We start from the raw sequence: 22,227 nt of genomic DNA on the forward strand, positions 1-22,227 counted from the left end.
GCGATCGCGTGGGGTGTTCGCGCATCCGTCCACGCCGCCCGCGCCGAGGCAGACGGGTGACGGGAACGACGGACACAGACACGACGGAGGGAACCGGGATGCGGCCCACCCACACGAAGGACCACCCTGCGACCGCGCCGCCGCGGCCGGTCGCCGCGACGCCCGTGGCGTCACTCCCGCGCAGGCCGGTGGCCGCCGGCGGCGACGGCCACGACCGGACCTGCCCCGCGGCGAGCGGACCGCTTGCCGCCGGATCCGTCGATGTGCGCGAGGTCGACGCCGACGTGTCCGGCGCCGTCGGCCGGGTGCTCGACCAGGCGCTGGCGGAGCGCCTGCGCCGCGCACGGCTGGCGGATCGCTTGTTCGCCGGGGAACTGGCCGCACGGGTGGCACGCTTCACGCTGCAGGGCGGCAAGCGCAGGCGCGCGCAGTTGGTGTGGTGGGGCTCACGGGCCTGCGCGGGCCGTGACCCGTCGTCCGCGGCAGCGGCGCTGCGGATCGGAAGCGCCCTGGAACTGCTCCAGACGTGCGCACTCGTCCACGACGACGTGATGGACCGGGCCGCGCTGCGGCGTGGTCGGCCCACGCTGCACACGGAGCTGGCCGGCGAGTACACGGGCCGGGCGGGGGCCGAGCGGGCCGAACGGTTCGGGCAGTCGGCGGCCGTCCTCGCCGGGGATCTGGCGCTGGCCTGGGCCGACGACCTGGTGGCGGAGACGCCGCTGGCGCCCTGGACGGCGGTGGTGGTGCGGCGATTGTGGAGCGACATGCGCACGGAGATGGTGGCGGGCCAGTACCTGGACGTGCGGGGCCAGATCACGGCCGCGCGGTCCCTGCCCCGCGCGTTGCGCGCCGCCGACCTGAAGAGTGCCGTCTACTCGGTGGAGCGGCCCCTCGCCCTGGGGGGCGCCCTGGCGGGCGCGGACGAGGTGACCCTGCGCCGGCTGTGCGACGCGGGACACTGCGTCGGCATGGCGTTCCAACTGCGCGACGACCTGGACGACGTCTTCGGCGACCCGCGGGAGACCGGCAAGGCGTGCGGCGGGGACATCCGGGAGGGCAAGCCCACCTATCTGGTCGCGGTCGCCCGCGCGCGGGCCGAGGCCGCCGGCGACGGCGCCGCGCTGGCCGTCCTGGACCGGTGGCTCGGTGACGCGGCGCTCACCGAGCGCGATCTTGAGGAGGTGCGGAACGTGCTGATCGCGACTGGCGCGCGGGCCACCGTGGAGAACAAGATCGACCGGCTCACCGCACAAGGGCTGCGGCACTTCGACGGCGCCCCGCTCGACCCGGAGGGCGCCGGGCGGCTGCGCAGTCTGCTGCTCGCGGCGGCCGGGGCACGGCCGGAGGGGGGTGCCGCCGTACCTCTGCGGCCCGGGCACGGTCCGTACCCGACCCATGCCCACGGCGGTGAGAGGGGTGGCCGGTGACTCGTACGCTGCCCGGTCCCACGGACCACGTGGTGGTCGTCGGCGCCGGACTCGCCGGGCTGTCGGCGGCGCTGCACCTGCTGGGCGCCGGACGCCGGGTCACCGTCGTCGACCGCGAGGAGCTGCCCGGCGGCCGGGCCGGACGACTCGACCTGGCCGGCTACCGGATCGACACCGGACCGACCGTGCTGACCATGCCGGACCTGGCCGACGAGGCGTTCGCCGCCGTCGGCGACAGCCTGTACGAGCGGGTCGAGCTGATCCCCCTGCACCCTGCCTACCGGGCCTGCTTCGCTGACGGCAGCAGCCTCGACGTGCACACCGGCGCGGACGCCATGGCCGCGGAGGTGGAGCGGTTCGCCGGGGCGGCCGAGGCAGCGGGCTACCGTCGGCTGCGCGACTGGCTTCAGCGGCTGTACCGGGCTCAGATCCGCCGGTTCATCGACGCCAACTTCGACTCACCGTTCGGGCTGCTCAACGCCGATCTCGCCCGGCTGGCCGCCCTGGGCGGCTTCGGCCGCCTGGACGCCCGGATCGGCCGATTCCTGAGCGACGAGCGGTTGCGCCGGGTGTTCTCCTTCCAGGCCCTGTACGCGGGTGTGCCGCCGGCGCGGGCGCTGGCCGCCTACGCGGTCATCGCCTACATGGACACCGTCGCCGGCGTGTACTTCCCCCGGGGCGGGATGCACGCGCTGCCGCGGGCGATGGCCCAGGCGGCCGCCGCGGCCGGCGCCGACCTGCGGTTCGGGCAGACGGTGACCCGCCTGGAGCGCTCGGGCGAACGCATCACGGCCGTCGTCACCGACTCCGGCCGCATCCCGTGCGACGCGGTCGTCCTCACCCCCGACCTGCCCGTCACCTACAGGCTGCTCGGACGCCGGCCGCGCAGACCGATCGCACTGCGCCACTCCCCCTCCGCGGTCGTGCTGCACGCCGGCACGGACCGCACCTGGCCCCGCCTCGCCCACCACACGATCTCCTTCGGTGCTGCATGGCACACCACGTTCGACGAACTCACCCGGGCCGGGCGGCTGATGAGCGATCCGTCGCTGCTCGTCACTCGCCCCACCGCCACCGATGCCGGCCTCGCGCCGCCGGGCCGTCACCTGCACTACATCCTCGCCCCCTGCCCCAACACCGACGTCGGCCCGGACGCGGCGGCCTGGTCCGACATCGGCCCGCGCTACCGGGACTCGCTGCTGCGGGAACTGGAGCGGCGCGGCCTGCAGGGCGTCGAAGCCTCCATCGAGGAGGAGTGCCTGATCACCCCGGCCGACTGGCACGCCCGGGGGCACGCCGCCGGAACCCCCTTCTCGGCGGCCCACACGTTCGCCCAGACCGGGCCGTTCCGGCCGCGCAACCTGGTGCGCGGCACACAGAACGCGGTCCTGGCCGGCTGCGGCACCACACCTGGCGTCGGCGTGCCGACCGTGCTGCTGTCGGGCAAGCTGGCCGCGGCCCGCGTCACGGGCGTACCCGGGCGGAAGAGCCCCCGCTCGCGTCCCTCCCCGACCGGCGCTCCTGCGGAGCGGGCCGGCGCCCCGGCCCCCGCTCACCTCCGGGTGCCGTCCTGGTCCGGGGGCGTCGGGCGCGGGGCGGCGGCCGTCCCACCGGCGCATGAGGCGCCTCGCAACCGCCTCACCGCCGCGCAGGAGCCGCCGGCCTCATCGCCGAACTCCCCGGCCGCCACACGGCGGTCTCCGCTGCCGGGAAGCCCCCCGGCCGACCCCACGGCCCCCGCGAGCGAAGGCAGGACAGGATGATCGATCGAGAGCTGGACTCGGCGGGAGTCACCGATCCGGCGCTGCGTGCGGCCTACCGCCACTGCCGTGCCCTCAACGCCCGGCACGGCAGGACCTACTTCCTCGCCACCCGGCTGCTGCCCGTCGAGCGGCGGCCCGCCGTACATGCCCTGTACGGCTTCGCCCGCTGGGCCGACGACATCGTCGACTCTCCCGCCCCAGGCGCAGAAACGGACGCGCGGGTGCGGGCGCTGACCCGCCTCCAGGAGGAGTTGGAGACGGGGCTGCGGCAGGGCGGCAGCGGCGAGCCCGTGGTACGCGCGCTCGCCGACACCGCCCGCCGCTACGCCATCGACCACGCCCACTTCCGGGACTTCATGACCGCGATGCGTTCCGACCTGGTCGTGACCGCCTACTCCACCTACGCCGACCTGCGCGCGTACATGCACGGGTCGGCCGCGGTGATCGGGCTCGAAATGCTGCCCGTACTCGGCACGGTGGTGCCGAGGGAGGAGGCCGCGCCGTACGCCGCGGCGCTCGGCGTCGCCTTCCAGCTGAGCAACTTCCTGCGGGATGTCGGCGAGGACCTGGACCGCGGGCGCGTCTACCTGCCCGCCGACCTGCTCGCCGATCACGGCGTGGACCGGGAGCTGCTGATCTGGAGCCGCGCGACGGGCCACCCGGACCGCCGGATCATCGCCGCGCTCAGGGAGTTCGAGGCACTGACCCGTGGCGTCTACCGGGCGGCGATGCCCGGTGTCGAACTGCTCGAACCGGTGGCGCGGCCGTGCATCCGCACCGCGGCCGTCCTGTACGGCGGCATCCTGGACGCCGTCGCCCGCGACGGCTACGCGGTGCTGCACCGGCGGTCGGTGGTGCAGCGACGGCGCAGGGCGGTGGTCGCCGCCGACGGGCTGGCTCGGCTGGCGGCGGCCCGGCTGCGTGCGCGGACCCGTGCCGGGCACCGGCCGCCCGCTCGCGACCGCACCCTGCGCGCGCCCGCGCTCTCGCCGGCGACGGCCGTCCGCTCCGCCGAGGAGGTCGCGTGAACCGCCGTCGCATGCCGCTGCTGTCACTGCGCCGCCGTGCCGTGCCCTGGGAGCGTCAGCGGTCCACCTGGCGCGAGGCGCGGCCCGGGTCGATCGCAGGGGCGCTGAAGCGGGCGCAGGGCCGCCCGTCCGGTAACTGGTACGTCGTCGGCGCCTCCCGTTCCCTGTCGGGGGACGGCAAACTGGCGCGGACGGTGGCGGGGCAGGAGGTCGTGGTGTGGCGGGGGCCCGACGGGCGCCTCGTCGGCGGACCGGGGATCTGCCCGCACATGGGGGCACCGCTGCGGGACAGTCCGGTGTGCCGCGGGACTCTGGTGTGCCACTGGCACGGACTGGCCCTGGACGGCGACCCCCAGGGGGGCTGGTCGCCGCTGCCGGTGCACGACGACGGGGTTCTGGTGTGGGCGCGGCTGGACGCGGTGGGCGGCGAGGAGCCGCTGGACGAACCGGTCGTACCGCGTCGGCCCGAGCCTTCGCGCGCCCTGACGGCCGTCTACACCGGAGTGGGTGCCTGTGAGCCCGAGGACGTGGTGGCCAACCGGCTCGATCCGTGGCACGGGGCGTGGTTCCACCCGTACTCGTTCGTCGATCTGACGGTGCTCGACGCACCGGACGGCCCGGACGGCGCGGTGGACGACGGCCCCGACGCCCTGATCGTCGACGTGTCCTTCAAGGTGGCGGGTCGGCTGGTCGTGCCGGTCCGCGCCGTCTTCACCACGCCCGACCCCCGCACGGTCGTCATGCGCATCACCGAGGGAGAGGGCACGGGCTCGGTCGTGGAGACCCACGTCACGCCGCTCGACGCGGACGGGGCCGGCCGGCCCCGTACCGCCGTCATCGAGGCGGTCGTCGCCGCCTCGCACCGTCCGGGCTTCGCCGTCGTTCGCCGGGCCGCCCCGCTGCTGCGTCCCTTGGTGCGCGCCGCGGCGGGGCGGCTGTGGCGAGACGACCTGGCCTACGCCGAGCGGCGCTGGCAGCTGCGGTCCACGGGCCGCTTTCCGGGGTGAGCGGCGAACCGGGCCGCCGGGCCGTTCGCGAACCGGAAGATCACCGGTCAGGGGGTGACGGCGGAGCCCCGCACTGCGCACCGGCCGGGGTCTCAGGGGTCTGCGACCGTTCGACGCGTTCCGAGGGAAGGAGCGGCCGAGAGGGGACGCGCCCGTCCGCCCGCGCGGGACGCCACCTCGTCGGGGCGCCGCACCGCGTGTCGACAGCCTGCGCGGGCGGGCGCGCCCCGTATCCGGTTCGGCACCTGAACGTCCGCGCCCGGGGTGCGACGGTGGTGCGCGTTCAGTCTCCACCGAGGTCCACCAGCACCTCCCGGGCCGCTCGCGCGCCACAGGCGAGGGCGCCCTGAACGGAACCCGTGCCGCGGTGGACCCCGCAGACATGGCAGCCCGGCGCGGTGCGACAGGTCCGGTGAGCGGCCACGGCGGCGGAATGGCGGGCAGCGCGTCCGCGACGGTGCGCGCGAGCGTCGGGCGGCGGCGCGGGTCGGCCGGCATGACGCGGCGATGCGGCAGCTGCGCCGTGAGGGCTGGGTGCACAACCGGGGCCGGCTGCCGGCCGCGAGCTTCCTCACCAAGACGCTGTACGTCGACTGGCGGGTGGGCGCCCGGCACTTCCTGGCCTGCTGGTCGGTGGCGACATGGCGAACAACCAGCTGAACTGGCAGTGGATGGCCGGCACGGGCGCCGGCACCCGGCCCCACCGGGTGCTCAGCCCGTCGCCCGGGGCAAGCGGTACGACCCCGGCGCAGTGTACGTGCGGCGCCGGGTCGAGGAACTGTCGGAACGCCGAGGGGAACGTCGTGCACGAGCCGTGGAAGCGTGTGGCGAAGGAGCACGCGGGGACCTGTTACCCCGCGCCGGGGGTGTCGCTGGCGGAGGGCCTCGACCCGCTTCAGGCGGGCCCGGGGACGCTCGTGACGTCCGGTGGGAGGACATCCGACGCGCCGTCGGCCGCCGCTGGCAACGCCTCAACAGGTGTATGCCGCACCCCGCCCGCGCGGAAGGCCTCCCTGCCATGACGACCCCGCACTGGATCTTCGGCGACCAGCTCGGCCCGCACTTCCTCACGCCGACCGGTGAGGGCGGCCCCGGTCGCGGGGCGCCCGTGGTGATGATCGAAGCCAGGTCGGTGCTCCGGCGGCGCCGCTTGCACCGTGCCAAGGCGCACCTGGTGCTCTCCGCGATGCGGCACCGCGCGGCTGAACTGGGCCGGCGTGTCACCTACGTACGCGCCGAGACCTACCGTGAGGGCCTGCGCCGCACGGTGGGCGGCGCGCCGGTCACGGTGTGCCATCCCACCTCGTACGCGGCGCTCCGGCTGGTGCGCTCCCTGCCCCAGGTGCGGGTACTGCCCGCCCGGGGCTTCCTGGTGACGCGCGAGGAGTTCGCCGGCTGGGCCGAGGGACGCGGTGGGCGGCTGCTCCAGGAGGACTTCTACCGCTGGGTGCGCCGGGAGCACGACCTGCTGATGGAGGGCGGCCACCCGGCCGGCGGCAGGCTCAGCCACGACCACGCCAACCGCGAGCCGCCGCCGCGCGGCGCCCGATCGCTCGATGTGCCGGGCCCGTACAGGCCGCGGGAGGACGACATCGACGCCGAGGTGCGCGACGATCTCGACCGGTGGGAACGCGAGGACGGGGTGCGGTTCGTCGGCCGGGACGGGCCCCGACGCTTCCCCGCCACCAGGCGGGAGGCGCTGTCGGCCCTGCGGCGTTTCGTGGACCACCGGCTGGCCTTTTTCGGACCGTACGAGGACGCGGTGCTCATCGGTGATCCGGTGATGAGCCACAGTCTGCTGTCGTCCTCGCTGAACCTGGGGCTGCTGCACCCGGTTGAGTGCGTGGAGCGGGCCGAGCGGGCCTGGCGGGAGGGCACCGTCCCGGTGAACAGCGCGGAGGGCTTCGTTCGGCAGGTCGCGGGCTGGCGGGAGTATGTCTGGCAGCTGTACTGGCACTTCGGCGAGGACTACCGGCACGGCAACACGCTCGGGCACACGGAGCAGCTTCCGGAGTACTTCGCGGAGCTGGACGCGGACGCGGTCACCGCGCGCTGCCTGGCCACGGTACTCGCCCAGGTGCGCGACACCGGGTGGACGCATCACATTCCCCGGCTCATGGTGCTGGGCAGCCACGCCCTGCAGCGTGGCTGGGACCCCGCCGCGGTGACCGACTGGTTCCACCGCTGCTTCGTCGACGGCCACGACTGGGTGATGGTGCCGAACGTGGTGGGTATGTCCCAGTACGCCGACGGCGGCCGGATGACCACCAAGCCGTACACGTCGGGCGGCGCCTACCTCCACCGCATGAGCGACCTGTGCGACGGCTGCGCCTACCGGCCCACCGAACGCACCGGCCCGCGTGCGTGCCCCTACACCGCCGGGTACTGGGCCTTCCTGCACCGGCACCGGCGGCTGCTGTCCGGCAACGCCCGCATGCGGCGCGCGGTAAAGGGCCTGGACCGGCTCGGCGACCTCGACGAGGTGCTGCGGCAGGAGCGGCGGCGGGCGGGCAAGGCACCGTGAGGCGGCGGCCGGTTCGGGCCTCGTGACGTAGAGGGGCGGCTGCCAGCTGCCCGATTCGTCGTGCGGCGCCACGTCACCTGCCGGGAAACAGCCTGCGGCAAGAGGGCCCAGGCGCTCCCTACACCAGAAACGTACAGGTCACCGAGCACTCGCGGCTTCTCCCGCCGCCCACACCATGTGGTTCCACCGGCCGTTCCGCGCGGACGAGTGGTTCCTCTACGACCAGGAGTCCCCGATCGCGGTGGGCGGCCGCGGGCTGGCCCGGGGCCGTATCTACGACCTGGAGGGACGCCTGCTCGTCTCGGTCGTCCAGGAAGGACTGTTCCGGAAGCTCGAAACCTGACGTGTCCCTCGACCCGGGTCCGGGCTGGTCGGTCGGTTCGTCCGGTTGGGCCGCTTGGACCGGTTGGGCCGGTTGGGCCGGTTGGGCCGGTTGGGCCGGTTGGGCCGGTTGGCCGATCAGGGGGTTCGACGACGCAGCCATCCGAGCAGGCCGCGTGGATTCTCCGGAGCCTCGCCGGGGTGGGACGGCTGCCCGCACGCCAGCTCTCCCGACCGTACGGCGTTCGATGCCCGCACCACCGGCACTCCATGCTGTACCGCACCCGGCGGCGACGGTGCCTTCGGCCCGGGTCGTGGCGCCGGCCGGTGCTCGCGGGCCTCGGCGACGGTCTGTCGCAGATCGGACCGCAGCCAGTCGATCTCGTCGGGGTATTCGGCCGTCGTGATGTTCGCGGCGACCTGCGCGGCCGGTGAGCCGGGCGCGCCGTGGGCCGGCTGTGCGGGTCGAAGGCGGTTCAGGTAGGCGCGTTCGTAGGGGTCGCGGACGATCTCCGCGACCTGGACGGGGTCGAGGAGCGACGCCACGGCCGCGGCCCGCGCCCAGAGGTCCTCGGCCTGGCGCAACAGGAATCCGAGGTGGCGTCCCCGCCAGTTTCGGGGGCGGAGGTCCAGACCCTCATCCAACTGGTCGCGCAGGTGTTCCGGCGTACGCCCGGTCAGCAACGGGGCATTCTTCTCGTCCGCTGCGTACTGCCGGAGTTCCTCCGCGAGATACAGCCAGACCACCGCCCTGTAGCGGTTCAGATAGAACTTGACCGGTGCCACCTGGCCCAGGCGGGCGAGGCGTGTGAACCGGGCGGTCGTCACGTCCAGCATGGCCGCGCCGTCGGAGGTGCCCACCGCCCTGACGCGCTCCCTCAGCGTTTCGGGAAAGCCGCTCTCGGAGCTCACCCGGTCGATCTCCGCCCGGGTGACGTGGAGGCCTCCGCCTCCGTCGTCGGCCACGGTGCGGATACAGCCCAGGTGGACGGCGAGGTCGAACTCTCCCCGTTTCAGCCCCAGTTCCCGTGCTGCGCGGCTCTGTGAGAGCGAGGTGTCGCGTACCCGGGGGCGGGCCGGGGCGGTGGGCACGATGGCCGTGACGGACTGGGTGGCGGTGTTTCCGGACATGACGGTTCTCCCCCGTGCGATGACGTGCCGGCGCTGGTCTGCGCTCGCATCGGAAAAACCGTAACCGTTTTGCCGGACATCGCGGCAGGCCTGTGGATAACTCCTCCAGCCTCGACGAAACAGCAGGTCAGAGGCCTATGGCGCACGTTGCGGCTGGCGCGCGTCCAGGCCGAGGTGCTCTCCGACGCGGTTCACGAGCAGAGTCATCTCGTAGGCGACCTGGCCGATGTCGACTTCCGCGGCGCTGAGCACGCACAGGCAGCTGCCCTCGCCCGCCGCGCTGACGAACAGCACCGCGTCGTCGAACTCGACCATGGTCTGACGCACGTGACCGGCGCCGAAGTGGCGACCGGAACCCTTGGCGAGGCTGTGCAGCCCGGAGGCGACGGCGGCGAGGTGTTCGGCGTCCTCGCGTCTCAGCCCCGTGCTCGCGCCCGTAACGAGCCCGTCACTGGACAGCACCATGGCGTGCCGTACCTGTTCGACGCGCTCGGTCAGGTCGTCCAACAGCCAGCCCAGTCCCGCCTTCTGCGGCATGTTCAGTTCTCCCCGTGGTGTCGTTCCCCCCTGGCCGGAGGATCCGACGTATCAGCCTTCCCCACCTCCGCCGTCCGGGCAAGCAAGATGAGTACATGGCACAGAAGATGACCGACGAGCAATGGCGGGCCTTCGTTTCGCACGGGACCCGCACCGGCAAACTCTCGACCGTTCGCGCTGACGGACGGCCCCACGTCACCCCGGTCTGGTTCTTGCTGGACGGTGACGACGTGGTCTTCAACACCGGGCAGGACACCGTCAAGGGGCGGAATCTGGCCAGGGACGGCCGGGTCGCCCTGTGCGTGGACGACGGCCGGCCCCCGTACGGCTTCGTCGTCCTTGAGGGGCGGGCCGAGCTGTCGGAGGATCTGGACGAGGTCCGTCGCTGGGCCACACGGATCGGCGGGCGTTACATGGGCGAGGACCGGGCCGAGGAGTTCGGTGCCCGGAACGGGGTTCCGGGTGAGCTCCTCGTCCGCGTACGGGTGGACAAGGTTGTGGCGTACGCGGGCGTAGTCGACTAGAACCCGCTGTCAGCCCACGGAGTCGAGTACGCCGGGCGGGTGCGCACCCGCCCGGCGTACTCCACGAGGCGCCGTACGTGCGAAGAGGTACCGGGACAGGACAGCCCTGACCCCGCCATGTGCACCGTGCCTCTCTCCGCGCCGGTGAGGGATCATGCGGGCATGAGCGACGACCACACACACGTCCAGGAGTTCTTCACGGCGCGCGCGGCCGGCTGGGACAGGCGGTTCCCCGACGACGGTCCCGCGTACGCGGCCGCGGTCGCCGAACTCGGGCTCCGTTCGGGCGACCGCGTGCTCGACGCGGGCTGCGGGACCGGGCGGGCGCTTCCGCCGCTGCGCGCAGCCGTGGGGCCCTCCGGAGTCGTTCTCGGGGCCGACCTGACTCCGGCCATGCTGGAAGAAGCCGTGCGTGCCGGACGGAACCGTGACGGACAATTGCTCCTCACCGACGTGGCCACCCTGCCCCTGCGCGCGGAATCTCTCGACGCGGTGTTCGCAGCGGGGCTCATCGCGCACCTGCCGAATCCCACCGAGAACCTGCGGGAGTTGGCGCGGGTGGTGCGCCCCGGCGGCACGCTGGCGCTCTTCCACCCGATCGGCAGAGCGGCGCTGGCGGCACGCCAGGGGCGGCGGATCACCCCGGACGATCTGCGTGCGAAGGCCAACCTCGGGCCACTGCTCGCGGGGGCGGGCTGGCGGATGACGTCTTACGTGGACGAGGACGACCGGTTCCTGGCGCTGGCCGAACGCGACGGCTGAGCCATGCCCGCCGGGGTTGGGGGCGCGCGCTGCGCCACGCAGGCCCTCTTCTTTCGCCGAAGCCGCGACCCTACGTTGGATCGGAGCACTTGTGCGATCAGCGCATCAACGCAGGGGGAAGGCAGTCCACATGTTCGGCAGGCTCCGCACATCGTTCGGCAGATTCGTCAGCTCCATGCGCGCGGACGTCGGCACCAGCGAGGACCAACGCGCGCACAACCTCTTCGAGGCTGCCGCGGCGTACGTCTCGGCGTGCGCCGAGGACGATCAGGACCGCATCGACGAAGCCGCGACATGGGTGTCTCCCGAGGCGCTGTCCTTCGGGGTGAACGAGTTGGCGTGCCGGGCTGTCATCGCGCTCGCCCGGGAGCGCGACGAGTCGCCCCGGACGGTGGCGCGGGATCTCCTCGGGCTGCCCGCCACCTGACCGAGTGGCGGCGTACGGCCCATTCGTCCCGGCCTGCGGGGCGGCCGCAGCTCCCCCGGGACTTCGCCCTCGTGACAAGCGCCTTCCGGGCACATTAGGGTGCGCCGACGGATCAGAGCGATGGGGAGGCTGGGATGGCCGGGACGGACGAGGACGCCCTCGCCGCCGGGGACGACGACGCACTGTATGTACTGACAGCAGTACTGCTGACGCCGGCGCAGTTCCCCAGCGTGCTGGGCGACGACTATCCGGAGGCCTGCGCTGCGCTCGACCTCGCGCCGCTCACCGACGGGTACGGCCTCGTGCTGGGCCAGGACGGCGACGGGGCGCGCTGGACGGTCGTCGTCGACGACGTGTCGCTGGTGGCCGTGGCCATCGCGTCGTGGGACTGCGGCATGGAGTACGACCTGTCGCCGGACGAGCGGTCGGTCGTGGTCGCGCTGCCCGGCTGGCCCCTCGCGGTGGCCGTGGCGGCGCCCGGTGTGCCCGCTCCGCACGATCCCGCGCCCGAGATGGCCGAGCGGCCACCGCTGTGCCCGCCGAACACCGAGGTCTGGGGACCTGCCCAGCGGCGTCTTGGAGCCGACGAGATCGCGCTCCAGTGGGCCAGCTGGCGGGAGCAGATCGACGACGACTCGTTTGTGACCCGGGAGACCGGCGAGGCGGCCGACACCCCTGCGACCGAGGACGATGCCGGGCAGAGCAGCACTCGCAGCAGCATCCGCCGTGTCCTCGCCGAGGTGCGCGCCTACGTGGACACGCCGCCACCGCTGGGGCGCGTGCGCTCGTCCTTCGCGCCGGGCGAGGCCCGGACCCTCCGTGCCGACGGTCCTGGCTGGTCCATGGTGGCCAGGACCGACGACATCGCCTTCCTCCTCATCGACGAGGAGCCCGGCGAGGTGCTGCCGGTAGGGCGGGGACCGGAGCTGCCCGGACTTCTGGAATCCCTCGACAAGATCGCCGTACGCCCCAACTGAACCCCCATCGAGCACCGGCCCGCAGCGCGGGCCGGTGACCCCTCAGCGGCCGAGCTCCTTGCGCGAGACGCGGCGAAGCCTGCGCCGCTGCGAGGGGTCCAGCGTGAGGTACGCGGCTGCCGGGATCCCCAGCACTATCAGGAGGTTGGCCCAGAAGGGGAAGGGCAGAAGGATCAGCAGGATGATCCCGATCGCCACACCCCCTGCGGCGATCTTCGCGTTCTTCGACATCTCCGTCGCCTCCTTCGCGGCCACTGCCGCTCTCTGTCCTGACAACGGGTCCGCGCATCGGGCAGTTCCAGGTCCCGACCCTGATGGTGCCCCTGATGTGCCCCTGATGGAACCCTGATGCCCCCGGAGGTCCGCAGAAGGCGCCCCGCGCCGCCTCGCGATTTCTCGCTGTCCCGAACGTCCCTCCGAAGCATCCGGAGTGATGTATCCTCGGCGGCCCGACTCCAGTAGTCAAATTTGAGGAACGCGCCATCACTGTGCAGAGGATTCCCGCAACCACGCCGACCGAGACCGCCGGACTGGCCTGTTGCTGCGCCGTGTTCATACCCGCCGACCCGGCCCGTACCAGCCATGTCGCCTTCTGGCGGCCCGACGGTGCGGCGCCCCCGGTGCCCGCTGCCGGTTCCACCGATGACGTCGACGTCGTCGTACACCGTGACGAAGGCGTGGAGTCGGTGACCGTGCCCGCTGTCCTGCTGCCGGTGAGGGCCGCGTTGCCGGTCCTCACGCGCGCACGTGCCAACGCCCGGGCCCACCGGGCGACCGCGTTCTGGGGCGCGGCCGCCGTGCTCGCGCTTCGGCTGACCGCCCGGGGGCTCCTGCTGCCCGGACTGTCCCCGACCGACCACGACGCGTGGCGCGCGGGCCCACTGCGAGCTGATGACCTGGAGCGACTACGTGACCTGGCCGCCGCGATGCCGCCCGAGGCCCACGCCGTGCCCCTGGACGACGTCGAGCCATTGCGTCTGCCCGACCCGGAACGACTGGTACGCGGCTTCCTCGACGCGGTTGCCGACTCGCTGCCCCGCTCCCCCGCCGCGGCACTCGCGGCGGGCGGCCCGGCGTTCGCCGCACCGCAGCCGCAGCACCTGCCCCAGCAGCGTGCCTGGGCGTCCGATGTCGCCGCCGGACACGACGCCGGAGTCCGTCTCTCGTTGCGTGTCGAGGTGCCCGGTCTCGCGCACGACCCGCCGGACGGGTCACGGCTGCCGTTCCGTGTCGTACCGCAGGTCCACAGCGTCAGCGATCCCGCGCTCGTCGCGGATGCCGCGGCGGTGTGGGCTGGGACCGAGGCCTTCGGCCCCCGCGCGCGCATGGACGCCCTGCTCGCGCTACGGCGCGCGGCCCGTGCCTGGTCGCCGCTGACGCCGTTGCTGTCGGCGGCGGTGCCGGACTCTTTGGAACTCGCCGACGACGAGATCGCCGACCTCCTCGGCGCGGGCACCCGGCTCCTCACTGTCGCGGGAGTCGACGTGCACTGGCCCAGGCAACTGGCGCACCGGCTGACCGCCCGCGCGGTCATCGGGCCGCCCGACGACGGCCAGGACCCGGCCGGCCCCGTGTCGGACACACCGTCGCTCCTCTCGACCGACGCGCTGCTCGCCTTCAACTGGTCCTTCGCGCTGGGCGACCAGCAGCTCACCCGGCAGGAGCTGGACCGTCTCGCCGAGGCGAACCGTCCGATGGTGCGGTTGCGTGACCAATGGGTCCTCCTGGACCCCGAGGAGGTACGCCGCGCCCGCGCGCAGCAGGACCACAAGGTCACGCCCGTCGACGCCCTCGGCGCCGCCCTGACGGGCTCCGCTGAGATCGACGGCGTCCGGGTCGACGTGCGGCCGACGGGGTGGCTGGCGACGCTGCGGGAGCGGCTGGCGGACCCGGAGGGACAGGAGCCGGTCGGGCAGCCCTCCGCGCTCGCCGCGACGCTGCGCGACTACCAGCTGCGAGGGCTCAACTGGCTGGCCCGGATGACCTCTCTGGGGCTCGGTGGCTGCCTGGCCGACGACATGGGCCTGGGCAAGACCATCACGCTCATCGCCCTGCATCTGCACCGGCAGACCGACCCGTCGGCCGCGGGCCCCACACTCGTCGTCTGCCCGACCTCACTGATGGGTAACTGGCAGCGCGAGATCGAGAAGTTCGCGCCCGGTGTCCCCGTGCGCCGCTTCCACGGCTCCGGGCGCTCCCTGGACGGGCTGGATGACGGCGAATTCGTGCTCACCACGTACGGCACGATGCGCCTGGACGCGCCCCAGCTGGCCGAAGTCGCCTGGGGCATGGTCGTCGCGGACGAGGCTCAGCACGTGAAGAACCCGTACTCGGCCACGGCGAAGGAGCTGCGCGGTATCGGTGCACGCGCGCGCGTGGCGCTCACCGGTACTCCCGTGGAGAACAACCTCTCCGAGCTGTGGGCGATCCTCGACTGGACGACACCGGGCCTGCTCGGCAGGCTCGGCACCTTCCGCACCCGGTACGCGCAGGCAGTCGAAGGGGGCCAGGATCCCGCCGCGGCGGAACGGCTCGCGCGGCTCGTGCGGCCGTTCCTGCTGCGCCGACGAAAGTCGGACCCGGGCATCGCGCCCGAACTGCCGCCGAAGACCGAGACCGACCGTGCCGTGTCGCTCACGAAGGAACAGACGGGGCTGTACGAGGCCGTGGTGCGCGAGAGCCTCGCCGAGATCTCCGCTGCCGACCACATGGCGCGGCGTGGGCTGATCGTGAAACTCCTGACCGGGCTGAAGCAGATCTGCAACCACCCCGCGCAGTTCCTCAAGGAGGAACGGCCGAGAATCGCGGGCCGGTCGGGAAAGCTGGAACTGCTGGACGAACTGCTCGACACGATCCTCTCCGAGGGAGCGAGCGTTCTCGTCTTCACCCAGTACGTGCGGATGGCGCGGATCATCGAACAGCATCTGTCCGCGCGCGGCGTGTCATCGCAGTTCCTGCACGGCGGCACGCCGGTCCAGGAGCGCGAGGAGATGGTCCGGCGGTTCCAGGACGGCGCGATCCCCGTCTTCCTGCTGTCGTTGAAAGCCGCGGGCACCGGGTTGAACCTGACCCGTGCCGAGCACGTCGTGCACTACGACCGCTGGTGGAACCCGGCCGTGGAGGCGCAGGCCACCGACCGCGCGTACCGCATCGGTCAGACCCGGCCGGTCCAGGTGCACCGCTTGATCGCGGAGGGGACGATCGAGGACCGTATCGCGGACATGCTGCTGCGCAAGCGGGAGTTGGCCGACGCGGTGCTCGGTTCCGGTGATGCGGCGCTCACTGAACTGTCCGATGCCGAACTGGCCGATCTGGTCGAGCTGCGAGGGGGCGCACGATGAGGGAACACGACAGCGAGCGCACATTCGCGGCACTGCCGCCCGCGCGCGGGCGGGGCTTCGCCCGGACCTGGTGGGGCCAGGCGTGGCTGAAGGCACTGGAGGACGCGGCCCTGGACTCCGAACAGGTCAAGACCGGCCGCAGACTCGCGCGCGCGGGAGCCGTGGGTTCCGTGTCGGTGCGCCCGGGGCGCATCACCGCCGTCGTCCAGGACCCCGATCGCACCACGCACCGTGCCGACGTCCTGCTGCAGGAACTGTCCGCGGAAGAGTGGGACCGCTTCCTGGACATGGCCGTCCAACGAGCCGGGCACATCGCGGCCCTGCTCGACCGTGAGATGCCACCGCATCTCGTCGAGGACGCCGCCGACGCCGGGGCAGAGCTCCTGCCCGGGCTCGGCGATCTGGAGCCGGAGTGCGAGTGCGGCGCCTGGGACCACTGCGGTCACACCGCGGCGCTCTGCTACCAGATGGCGCGGCTGCTGGACCAGGACCCGTTCGTTCTGCTGCTGATGCGTGGACGCGGTGAGCGCGAGGTCCTCGACGATCTCCAGGTACGCAGCGCCGCCCCGAGCGCGGAGCCCACGGCCCCTCAGGAAGCTCCTCGGGAGGGGGTGGACGCCGCCGAGGCATACGCGACCGGAAGCATCCTGCCGCCGCTCCCCTCAGCCCCGGAGCTGCCCGCACAGCCCGGATCCCCGCCCTCGCTGGACACCGAGACCCCGCCCGCGCCCGGTGTCGACCCGGCCGCTCTGACGTTTCTCGCGTCGCGGGCCGCGGCGGAGGCCCACCGGCTGCTCTCCGCGGCACTGGTGCCAGGGCACGAACATGACCCGGTCGAACAGGGGTTGACGCTCTCCCAGGATGCCGTCCGACTCGCCGCCGACGCTTCCGAAGCGGCGATTGCGGCTCGCCTGGCCGAGGGGACGGGGCGCGGCCGGGAAGAGCTGGAGATCGCCGTCCGTGCCTGGCGGTACGGGGGTACGGCCGCGTTGTCGGTACTGGAGGACGGGTGGGCCCCGGAGGCGGAATCGCTCGCACGCGCGCGTGCCGCCCTGGAATCGGCCTGGGACGACGGTGATCGGCCACGGCTGCGCGCCGCCCACAACCGCTGGACGGTGATCGGCACCTCGACCCAGCTGCGCCTCAGCCGGGACGGCCGCTGGTGGCCGTACCGCGAGGAGCACGGCCGTTGGGTTCCCGCCGGGCCGGCGGCCCATGACCCGGCCACCGCGTTGGCGTCGGTGGACGGTGAGGCATGAGCCCGGGGCACACCGCGCCACGCGGCATCAGCCGCTCTCGGCGGGCGCCTTCTCGTCGGATCATCCGTGACCGATGAACAGAGGATTCCGGTGCCCTTCCGGTGGCATGCCACCGGAAGGGCGCGCCAGAGGCACTACCGGCCCGAGGCCCCTGCGCGCTTGATCAACCGCGGGCACCCAGCAGGTGATCCATCGCCAGTTGGTCAAGCCGCTCGAACGCCATCCCGCGCGCGGCGGCGGCCTCCGCGTCGAAGTCCTCGAAGGCCGTGCGGTCCGCGAGAAGCGCCTTCAGGCCGTCGGCCGCAGTCGGCTGGGCCAGCTCGTCCAGACGGGAGGCACGCAGGGCCTCCTGAACCTCGGGGTCGGCGCGGAAGGCGGCCGCCCGCTCCTTGAGGATGAGGTAGTTGCGCATACAGCCCGCGGCCGACGCCCACACGCCGTCGAGGTCCTCGGTCCGCGGCGGCTTGAAGTCGAAGTGCCGCGGTCCCGCGTAACCGGCGTTCTCCAGGAGGTCCACCAGCCAGAAGGCGGCGCGCAGATCGCCTGCCCCGAAGCGCAGGTCCTGGTCGTACTTGATGCCGGACTGGCCGTTGAGGTCGATGTGGAAGAGCTTGCCCGCCCACAGGGCCTGGGCGATGCCGTGCGGGAAGTTGAGCCCGGCCATCTGCTCGTGGCCCACCTCCGGATTGACGCCGTAGAGCTCCGGACGTTCCAGGCGCTCGATGAACGACAGGGCGTGACCGACCGTGGGGAGCAGGATGTCACCGCGGGGCTCGTTCGGCTTGGGCTCGATCGCGAAGCGGAGGTCGTAGCCCTGGGAGGTCACGTACTCGCCGAGGAGGTCGAAGGCCTCCTTCATGCGGTCCAGCGCCAGGCGCACGTCCTTGGCGGCGCCGGACTCGGCGCCCTCCCGGCCGCCCCAGGCGACGTAGATCCTGGCGCCCAGTTCGGCCGCCAGGTCGATGTTGCGGATCGTCTTGCGCAGCGCGTAGCGGCGCACGTCGCGGTCGTTGGCGGTGAACGCGCCGTCCTTGAAGACGGGGTGCGTGAACAGGTTGGTGGTGGCCATCGGCACGGTCATGCCGGTCGCGTCGAGGGCCTCACGGAAGCGCTTGATGTGCGCCTCGCGCTCGCTGTGCGAAGACCCGAAGGGGATCAGGTCGTCGTCGTGGAAGGTCACTCCGTGGGCACCGAGTTCCGCCAGACGCCGCACCGTCTCGACCGGGTCGAGGGCGCGCCGGGTGGCGTCGCCGAACGGATCCCTCCCCTGCCAGCCGACGGTCCACAGGCCGAAGGTGAACCTGTCCTCGGGGGTGGGCTGGTAGTTCATGCCGCGGCTCCTTGCTCGCTCCGAACCATTTCGTCATGGCGCTTAACAAATTAGTATGCGGAGGCATCTCTGGGAAGAGAGGCGTCTCCGCGAAGAGACGACGTGTCTCCGTGAGGAGACTGTGTGGCATCCGGGCCGTGCGGTCCGGGAGACTCCAGGTAGAAGGACAGATCCCGCGAGCCGCGGAAGAGGGAGAGCCCGATGTCAGCAGCCGAGGGTCCGCTCGTCGTCGGGGTGGACACATCCACCCAGTCCACCAAAGCCCTGGTCGTCGACGTGTCGACCGGACGGGTGGTGGCGAGCGGTCAGGCACCGCACACCGTGTCCTCCGGGGAGGGCAGGGAGAGCGATCCGCGGCAGTGGTGGGACGCGCTGTGTGCGGCACTGCACCAGTGCGGGGAGGCGGCGCACGAGGCCGCAGCGGTGTCGATCGGCGGACAGCAGCACGGGCTCGTCACGCTCGACGCCCAGGGCGAACCCGTTCGCCCGGCGCTCCTGTGGAACGACGTGCGGTCGGCTCCGCAGGCCCGCCGTCTGGTGGAGGAGCTGGGCGGCTCGAAGACCTGGGCCGAACGCACCGGACTCGTGCCGGCTGCCTCCTTCACGGTCACGAAGTGGGCCTGGCTCACCGAGAACGAACCGGAGGCGGTCCGTGCGACGGCCGCCGTGCGTCTGCCGCACGACTACCTCACGGAGCGCCTGACCGGACAGGGCACGACGGACCGCGGTGACGTGTCCGGTACGGGGTGGTGGGCGTCCGGGACGGAGGCGTACGACGAGGAGATCCTCACCCATGTGGGGCTCGACCCGGCGCTGCTGCCGCGTGTGGTCCGGCCGGGTGAGGTGGCCGGCACGGTGCGGGACACGCATGATCTGCCGTTCTCCAAGGGCACGCTGGTCGCCCCGGGTACCGGCGACAACGCGGCGGCCGCGCTGGGGCTCGGGCTGCGTCCTGGCACACCGGTGCTGAGCCTCGGTACCTCCGGCACGGTGTACGCCGTCTCGACTCGGCGCCCCGCTGATCCCACCGGCACCGTGGCGGGCTTCGCCGACGCGCGCGGTGACTGGCTGCCACTGGCCTGCACCCTGAACTGCACGCTCGCCGTCGACCGCGTGGCGACACTGCTGGGCCTGGACCGCGAGGCCGTCGAGCCCGGCACGAGTGTGACCCTGCTCCCCTACCTGGACGGTGAGCGCACTCCGGACCTGCCGCACGCCTCGGGTCTGCTGCACGGTCTGCGGCACGACACGACGGCCGGACAACTCCTTCAGGCGGCGTACGACGGCGCGGTCCACTCGTTGCTGGGCGCCCTCGGCCTGGTGCTCGACGCGGACGCGGACCGCTCCGCGCCGCTGCTGCTCATCGGCGGAGGCGCACGGGGAACGGCCTGGCAGCAGACGGTGCGGCGGCTGTCGGGGCGTCCTGTACAGGTACCGGAGGCCCAGGAGCTGGTCGCCCTCGGCGCCGCCGCCCAGGCCGCAGGGCTGCTGACCGGCGAAGACCCGGCGGCGGTCGCCCGCCGCTGGGGCACCGCCCGCGGACCCGTTCTGGACCCGGTGGAACGGGATGAGGCGACGCTGGCCAGGATCACCGGGGTACTCTCCGACGCGGCGCCGCTGCTGGAGCGGGAGCCCGACAAGCGCTGAAGGGGGCCGCCTCCACAGCGGTGGAGCCCCGAGCAGAAGAGCCCCACGGGCCGGGCACGTTGATCGGGCTCGGCCCCGCGCGAAAGGGACGGCCGGACAAGGACTGACAGAGGAATGACCGCACCACTGCACGAAGCCCACCCCACGAGTCCCGGGCCTCGGCTGCCCGACACCCAACAGGGCATGCGCCGTCGCAACCTCTCCCGGGTGATGCACGCCGTCAATGCCGAGGGGCCGCTGTCCCGTGCGGCCGTCGCTTCGCACATCGGCCTGACGAGGGCGGCCGTCTCGACGCTGGTCGACGAGCTCATCCGTTCGGGTCTGCTGGAGGAGCTGGGGCCCGAACGGCCCGGCAGGGTGGGCCGGCCGGGTTCCGCGCTCGCCCTCAGCGGGCGCGGCCCGGCCGGAATCGGCGCGGAGGTCGGCGTCGACCATCTCGCGGTGTGCGCGGTCGACCTGCGGGGCGAGGTACGGGCACGGGCCGTGCGGCACGGCGTGAACCGCAGCCGCTCACCCGAGTCCGTGATCGGCGAACTGACGACGCTGGTGGAGCAGGTCGTCGCCGCTGCGGCACAGGATGGACTGTGGCCCGCGGGCCTCGCGGTCGCCGTACCGGGCCTGGTGGCACGGGACGCCCGTACGGTGGTCCGCGCCCCCAACCTCGACTGGCACGACACGGACCTGGGCGCGCTGTTGTCCGGCGATCTGCCGCTGACCGTGGACAACGAGGCCAACTTCGGCGGCCTCGCCGAACTGTGGCTCGGCGAGGGGACCCCGCGCGACTTCCTGCACGTCTCCGCCGAGATCGGCATCGGCGGCGCCGTGGTCGTGGATGGCCGGCTGCTGCGGGGGACCCGCGGTTTCGCGGGCGAGTTGGGGCATGTGCCCGTCCGGCCAGAAGGGCCTCGGTGCGCGTGCGGCGGGCGTGGATGCCTGGAGCAGTACGCCGGTGAGGAGGCCGTCCTGCGGGCAGCCGGTCTGACACCGGGCGAGGATCGCGTCGACTTGCTGGCGGAACGAGCCGCCGCGGGCGACAAAGACGTACGGCGTGCCCTGCGCGGCGCCGGAACCGCGCTCGGTATCGCGCTGACCGGTGCGGTCAACCTGCTCGACCCGCAGACCGTGGTGGTGGGCGGTGCGCTGGCGGGACTCGCGCCGTGGCTGCTGCCGTCGCTGGAGCGGGAGCTGGCCCGCCGCACGGCAGGGCCCGCCTGTTCCGTGACCGTGTCGCGGCTGGGTTCCGAAGGCCCGCTGCTGGGAGCGGCGCATTCGGTGGTGCGGGGTGTGCTGGACGATCCTGCCGCGGTGGCCGGGCGGCCATAACGCACAGGTACACAGGGCGGCTTCCCCCGTGCGGGTGACGAAGTTATCCACATTCTCGACGCTGTCCACCGGAATCAGCACCTTCTTCCTGTCTGATCCCCGAGCGCCGTACCTTGATCCACGTGAGGCGCAACCGCCCTGGCGGGGACTGCGTATTCACTCGCATCGGGTTTCACACACCGGGGGGTCACATGGTCATGGAGACGGTTCCAAAGCTGCCGCGCGAGTCCTTCGGGAGGCGACGGCTGTTGAAAGGCGCGGTCCTCACCGCGATCCCCTACGCGCTCCTGCCCGACCCCCGGGCCGGTGCGCAACCGCAGGCACCCGACTACCCCCACGCCACATGGCGCCCGGCGAGCACGTCCAACTACACGGCCGCGGAGCGCCCAACGAGCCACTCCCTCGACTACGTGATCATCCACGTGACACAGACGACATACAGGAAGGCGCTGTCCATCTTCGAGGACCCGCGGAAGAAGGTGTCCGCCCACTACCTCGTGCGGTCGGCCGACGGGTCCGTCGCGCAGTGCGTGCGGGAACGCGACATCGCCTGGCACGCCGGCGACTGGGACCACAACACGCGGAGCATCGGGATCGAGCACGAGGGCTGGGTGGACCAGCCGTCGTACTTCACCGACGCGATGTACCAGCAGTCGGCCAAACTCGCCGCTGCCCTCTGTACCAAGTACGGCATCCCCAAGGACCGCGCCCACATCATCGGCCACCACCAGGTCCCGGGCACCGACCACACTGATCCCGGGCCGAGCTGGGACTGGGCACGGTACATAGAACTGGTCAACTCCTCGTGACGCCGCATCGGAGGCGACAGCTCGTCGAGACAGGTCTTGGAGGTGACAGTCGAGAAACTTGTCCGGGCTAGCGAGGAGGGCGACGAT

General features: G+C 72.7%; 19 protein-coding genes and 2 pseudogenes. 16 read left to right on the forward strand and 5 right to left on the reverse strand.

Annotated elements, in window-relative coordinates:
* Positions 1-98 precede the first annotated feature (98 nt).
* Genes IE262_RS03650 through IE262_RS03665 form a run of 4 tightly spaced genes read left to right on the forward strand, consistent with a single transcriptional unit; the run spans position 99 to position 5,228 of the window.
* Positions 99-1,430, forward strand: coding sequence for a polyprenyl synthetase family protein (locus IE262_RS03650; RefSeq protein ID WP_189871188.1), 1,332 nt, complete (start codon positions 99-101; stop codon positions 1,428-1,430).
* On the forward strand, positions 1,427-3,193 hold the full coding sequence (crtI, locus tag IE262_RS03655; RefSeq protein WP_134030806.1) for a phytoene desaturase family protein: 1,767 nt from the start codon (positions 1,427-1,429) through the stop codon (positions 3,191-3,193). Before IE262_RS03650 ends, crtI begins: the two co-directional genes overlap by 4 nt.
* The gene (locus tag IE262_RS03660; protein ID WP_189871190.1) at positions 3,190-4,221 is read left to right on the forward strand and encodes a phytoene/squalene synthase family protein; all 1,032 of its coding nucleotides are present in this window, start codon (positions 3,190-3,192) and stop codon (positions 4,219-4,221) included. The genes crtI and IE262_RS03660 overlap by 4 nt, the downstream gene beginning before the upstream one ends.
* An 11-nt stretch (positions 4,222-4,232) precedes the next feature.
* Positions 4,233-5,228: a Rieske (2Fe-2S) protein gene (locus tag IE262_RS03665; protein WP_189871643.1), complete on the forward strand. Its 996-nt coding sequence runs from the start codon at positions 4,233-4,235 to the stop codon at positions 5,226-5,228.
* 283 nt (positions 5,229-5,511) lie between these two features.
* On the opposite strand, the pseudogene IE262_RS39310 reads toward IE262_RS03665, so the two are convergent.
* Positions 5,512-5,693 (reverse strand): annotated as a pseudogene (locus IE262_RS39310) (amine oxidase); the annotation flags it as partial.
* Between the two features lie 42 nt (positions 5,694-5,735).
* On the opposite strand from IE262_RS39310, the pseudogene IE262_RS03670 reads away from it, so the two are divergent.
* The 3 genes and pseudogenes from IE262_RS03670 (at position 5,736) to IE262_RS40145 (ending at position 8,095) form a co-directional block, all read left to right on the forward strand.
* Positions 5,736-6,250: pseudogene (locus tag IE262_RS03670) on the forward strand (FAD-binding domain-containing protein).
* Positions 6,247-7,752, forward strand: coding sequence for a cryptochrome/photolyase family protein (locus tag IE262_RS03675; RefSeq protein WP_189871192.1), 1,506 nt, complete (start codon positions 6,247-6,249; stop codon positions 7,750-7,752). Before IE262_RS03670 ends, IE262_RS03675 begins: the two are co-directional and overlap by 4 nt.
* A 46-nt stretch (positions 7,753-7,798) precedes the next feature.
* Positions 7,799-8,095 (forward strand): acyl-CoA thioesterase, encoded by a 297-nt coding sequence (locus IE262_RS40145; RefSeq protein ID WP_268249559.1) that lies wholly within the window; start codon positions 7,799-7,801, stop codon positions 8,093-8,095.
* 116 nt (positions 8,096-8,211) lie between these two features.
* Here IE262_RS40145 and IE262_RS03685 read toward each other — a convergent pair whose 3' ends face one another.
* Together IE262_RS03685 and IE262_RS03690 are read right to left on the reverse strand one after the other, a co-directional pair.
* On the reverse strand, positions 8,212-9,204 hold the full coding sequence (locus tag IE262_RS03685; RefSeq protein ID WP_229877080.1) for a DUF6397 family protein: 993 nt from the start codon (positions 9,202-9,204) through the stop codon (positions 8,212-8,214).
* A gap of 135 nt (positions 9,205-9,339) precedes the next feature.
* A complete protein-coding gene (locus tag IE262_RS03690; protein ID WP_189871193.1) occupies positions 9,340-9,741 on the reverse strand; it encodes a roadblock/LC7 domain-containing protein in 402 nt (133 codons plus the stop codon).
* Between the two features lie 95 nt (positions 9,742-9,836).
* Between IE262_RS03690 and IE262_RS03695 the strand changes: the two genes are divergently transcribed.
* The 4 genes from IE262_RS03695 (at position 9,837) to IE262_RS03710 (ending at position 12,431) form a co-directional block, all read left to right on the forward strand.
* Positions 9,837-10,265 (forward strand): PPOX class F420-dependent oxidoreductase, encoded by a 429-nt coding sequence (locus tag IE262_RS03695; protein ID WP_189871195.1) that lies wholly within the window; start codon positions 9,837-9,839, stop codon positions 10,263-10,265.
* Positions 10,266-10,427: 162 nt separating this feature from the next.
* Positions 10,428-11,027 carry a class I SAM-dependent methyltransferase gene (locus tag IE262_RS03700; protein WP_189871197.1) on the forward strand — a complete coding sequence of 200 codons (600 nt, stop codon included), beginning with the start codon at positions 10,428-10,430 and terminating at the stop codon, positions 11,025-11,027.
* A 130-nt stretch (positions 11,028-11,157) separates the two neighbouring features.
* Entirely contained in the window at positions 11,158-11,454 is a 297-nt protein-coding gene (locus IE262_RS03705) for a hypothetical protein (RefSeq protein WP_189871199.1), read from the forward strand.
* Between the two features lie 134 nt (positions 11,455-11,588).
* Positions 11,589-12,431, forward strand: a complete 843-nt coding sequence (locus tag IE262_RS03710) for a hypothetical protein (RefSeq protein WP_189871201.1) — start codon at positions 11,589-11,591, stop codon at positions 12,429-12,431.
* Between the two features lie 42 nt (positions 12,432-12,473).
* Here IE262_RS03710 and IE262_RS03715 read toward each other — a convergent pair whose 3' ends face one another.
* Positions 12,474-12,662, reverse strand: coding sequence for a tail-anchor membrane protein (locus tag IE262_RS03715; protein WP_152862407.1), 189 nt, complete (start codon positions 12,660-12,662; stop codon positions 12,474-12,476).
* Between the two features lie 257 nt (positions 12,663-12,919).
* Here IE262_RS03715 and IE262_RS03720 point away from each other — a divergent pair, with 257 nt between their 5' ends.
* Together IE262_RS03720 and IE262_RS03725 are read left to right on the forward strand one after the other, a co-directional pair.
* Positions 12,920-15,772, forward strand: coding sequence for an SCO1167/SCO6262 family helicase (locus IE262_RS03720; protein WP_189871203.1), 2,853 nt, complete (start codon positions 12,920-12,922; stop codon positions 15,770-15,772).
* A complete protein-coding gene (locus IE262_RS03725) occupies positions 15,769-17,031 on the forward strand; it encodes an SWIM zinc finger family protein (protein ID WP_189871205.1) in 1,263 nt (420 codons plus the stop codon). Before IE262_RS03720 ends, IE262_RS03725 begins: the two co-directional genes overlap by 4 nt.
* A 163-nt stretch (positions 17,032-17,194) precedes the next feature.
* Here the strand turns inward: IE262_RS03725 and xylA are convergent, their stop codons facing one another.
* Positions 17,195-18,361 carry a xylose isomerase gene (gene xylA / locus IE262_RS03730; protein WP_134030839.1) on the reverse strand — a complete coding sequence of 389 codons (1,167 nt, stop codon included), beginning with the start codon at positions 18,359-18,361 and terminating at the stop codon, positions 17,195-17,197.
* 201 nt (positions 18,362-18,562) lie between these two features.
* Between xylA and xylB the strand changes: the two genes are divergently transcribed.
* The 3 genes from xylB (at position 18,563) to IE262_RS03745 (ending at position 22,140) form a co-directional block, all read left to right on the forward strand.
* Positions 18,563-20,008 (forward strand): xylulokinase, encoded by a 1,446-nt coding sequence (gene xylB / locus IE262_RS03735; protein WP_134030842.1) that lies wholly within the window; start codon positions 18,563-18,565, stop codon positions 20,006-20,008.
* 114 nt (positions 20,009-20,122) lie between these two features.
* Positions 20,123-21,331, forward strand: coding sequence for an ROK family transcriptional regulator (locus IE262_RS03740; protein WP_189871206.1), 1,209 nt, complete (start codon positions 20,123-20,125; stop codon positions 21,329-21,331).
* A gap of 197 nt (positions 21,332-21,528) precedes the next feature.
* Positions 21,529-22,140, forward strand: coding sequence for an N-acetylmuramoyl-L-alanine amidase (locus IE262_RS03745; protein WP_189871208.1), 612 nt, complete (start codon positions 21,529-21,531; stop codon positions 22,138-22,140).
* Positions 22,141-22,227: the final 87 nt, after the last annotated feature.

The organism is Streptomyces bluensis (assembly GCF_014650715.1).
Classification (GTDB): domain Bacteria; phylum Actinomycetota; class Actinomycetes; order Streptomycetales; family Streptomycetaceae; genus Streptomyces; species Streptomyces bluensis.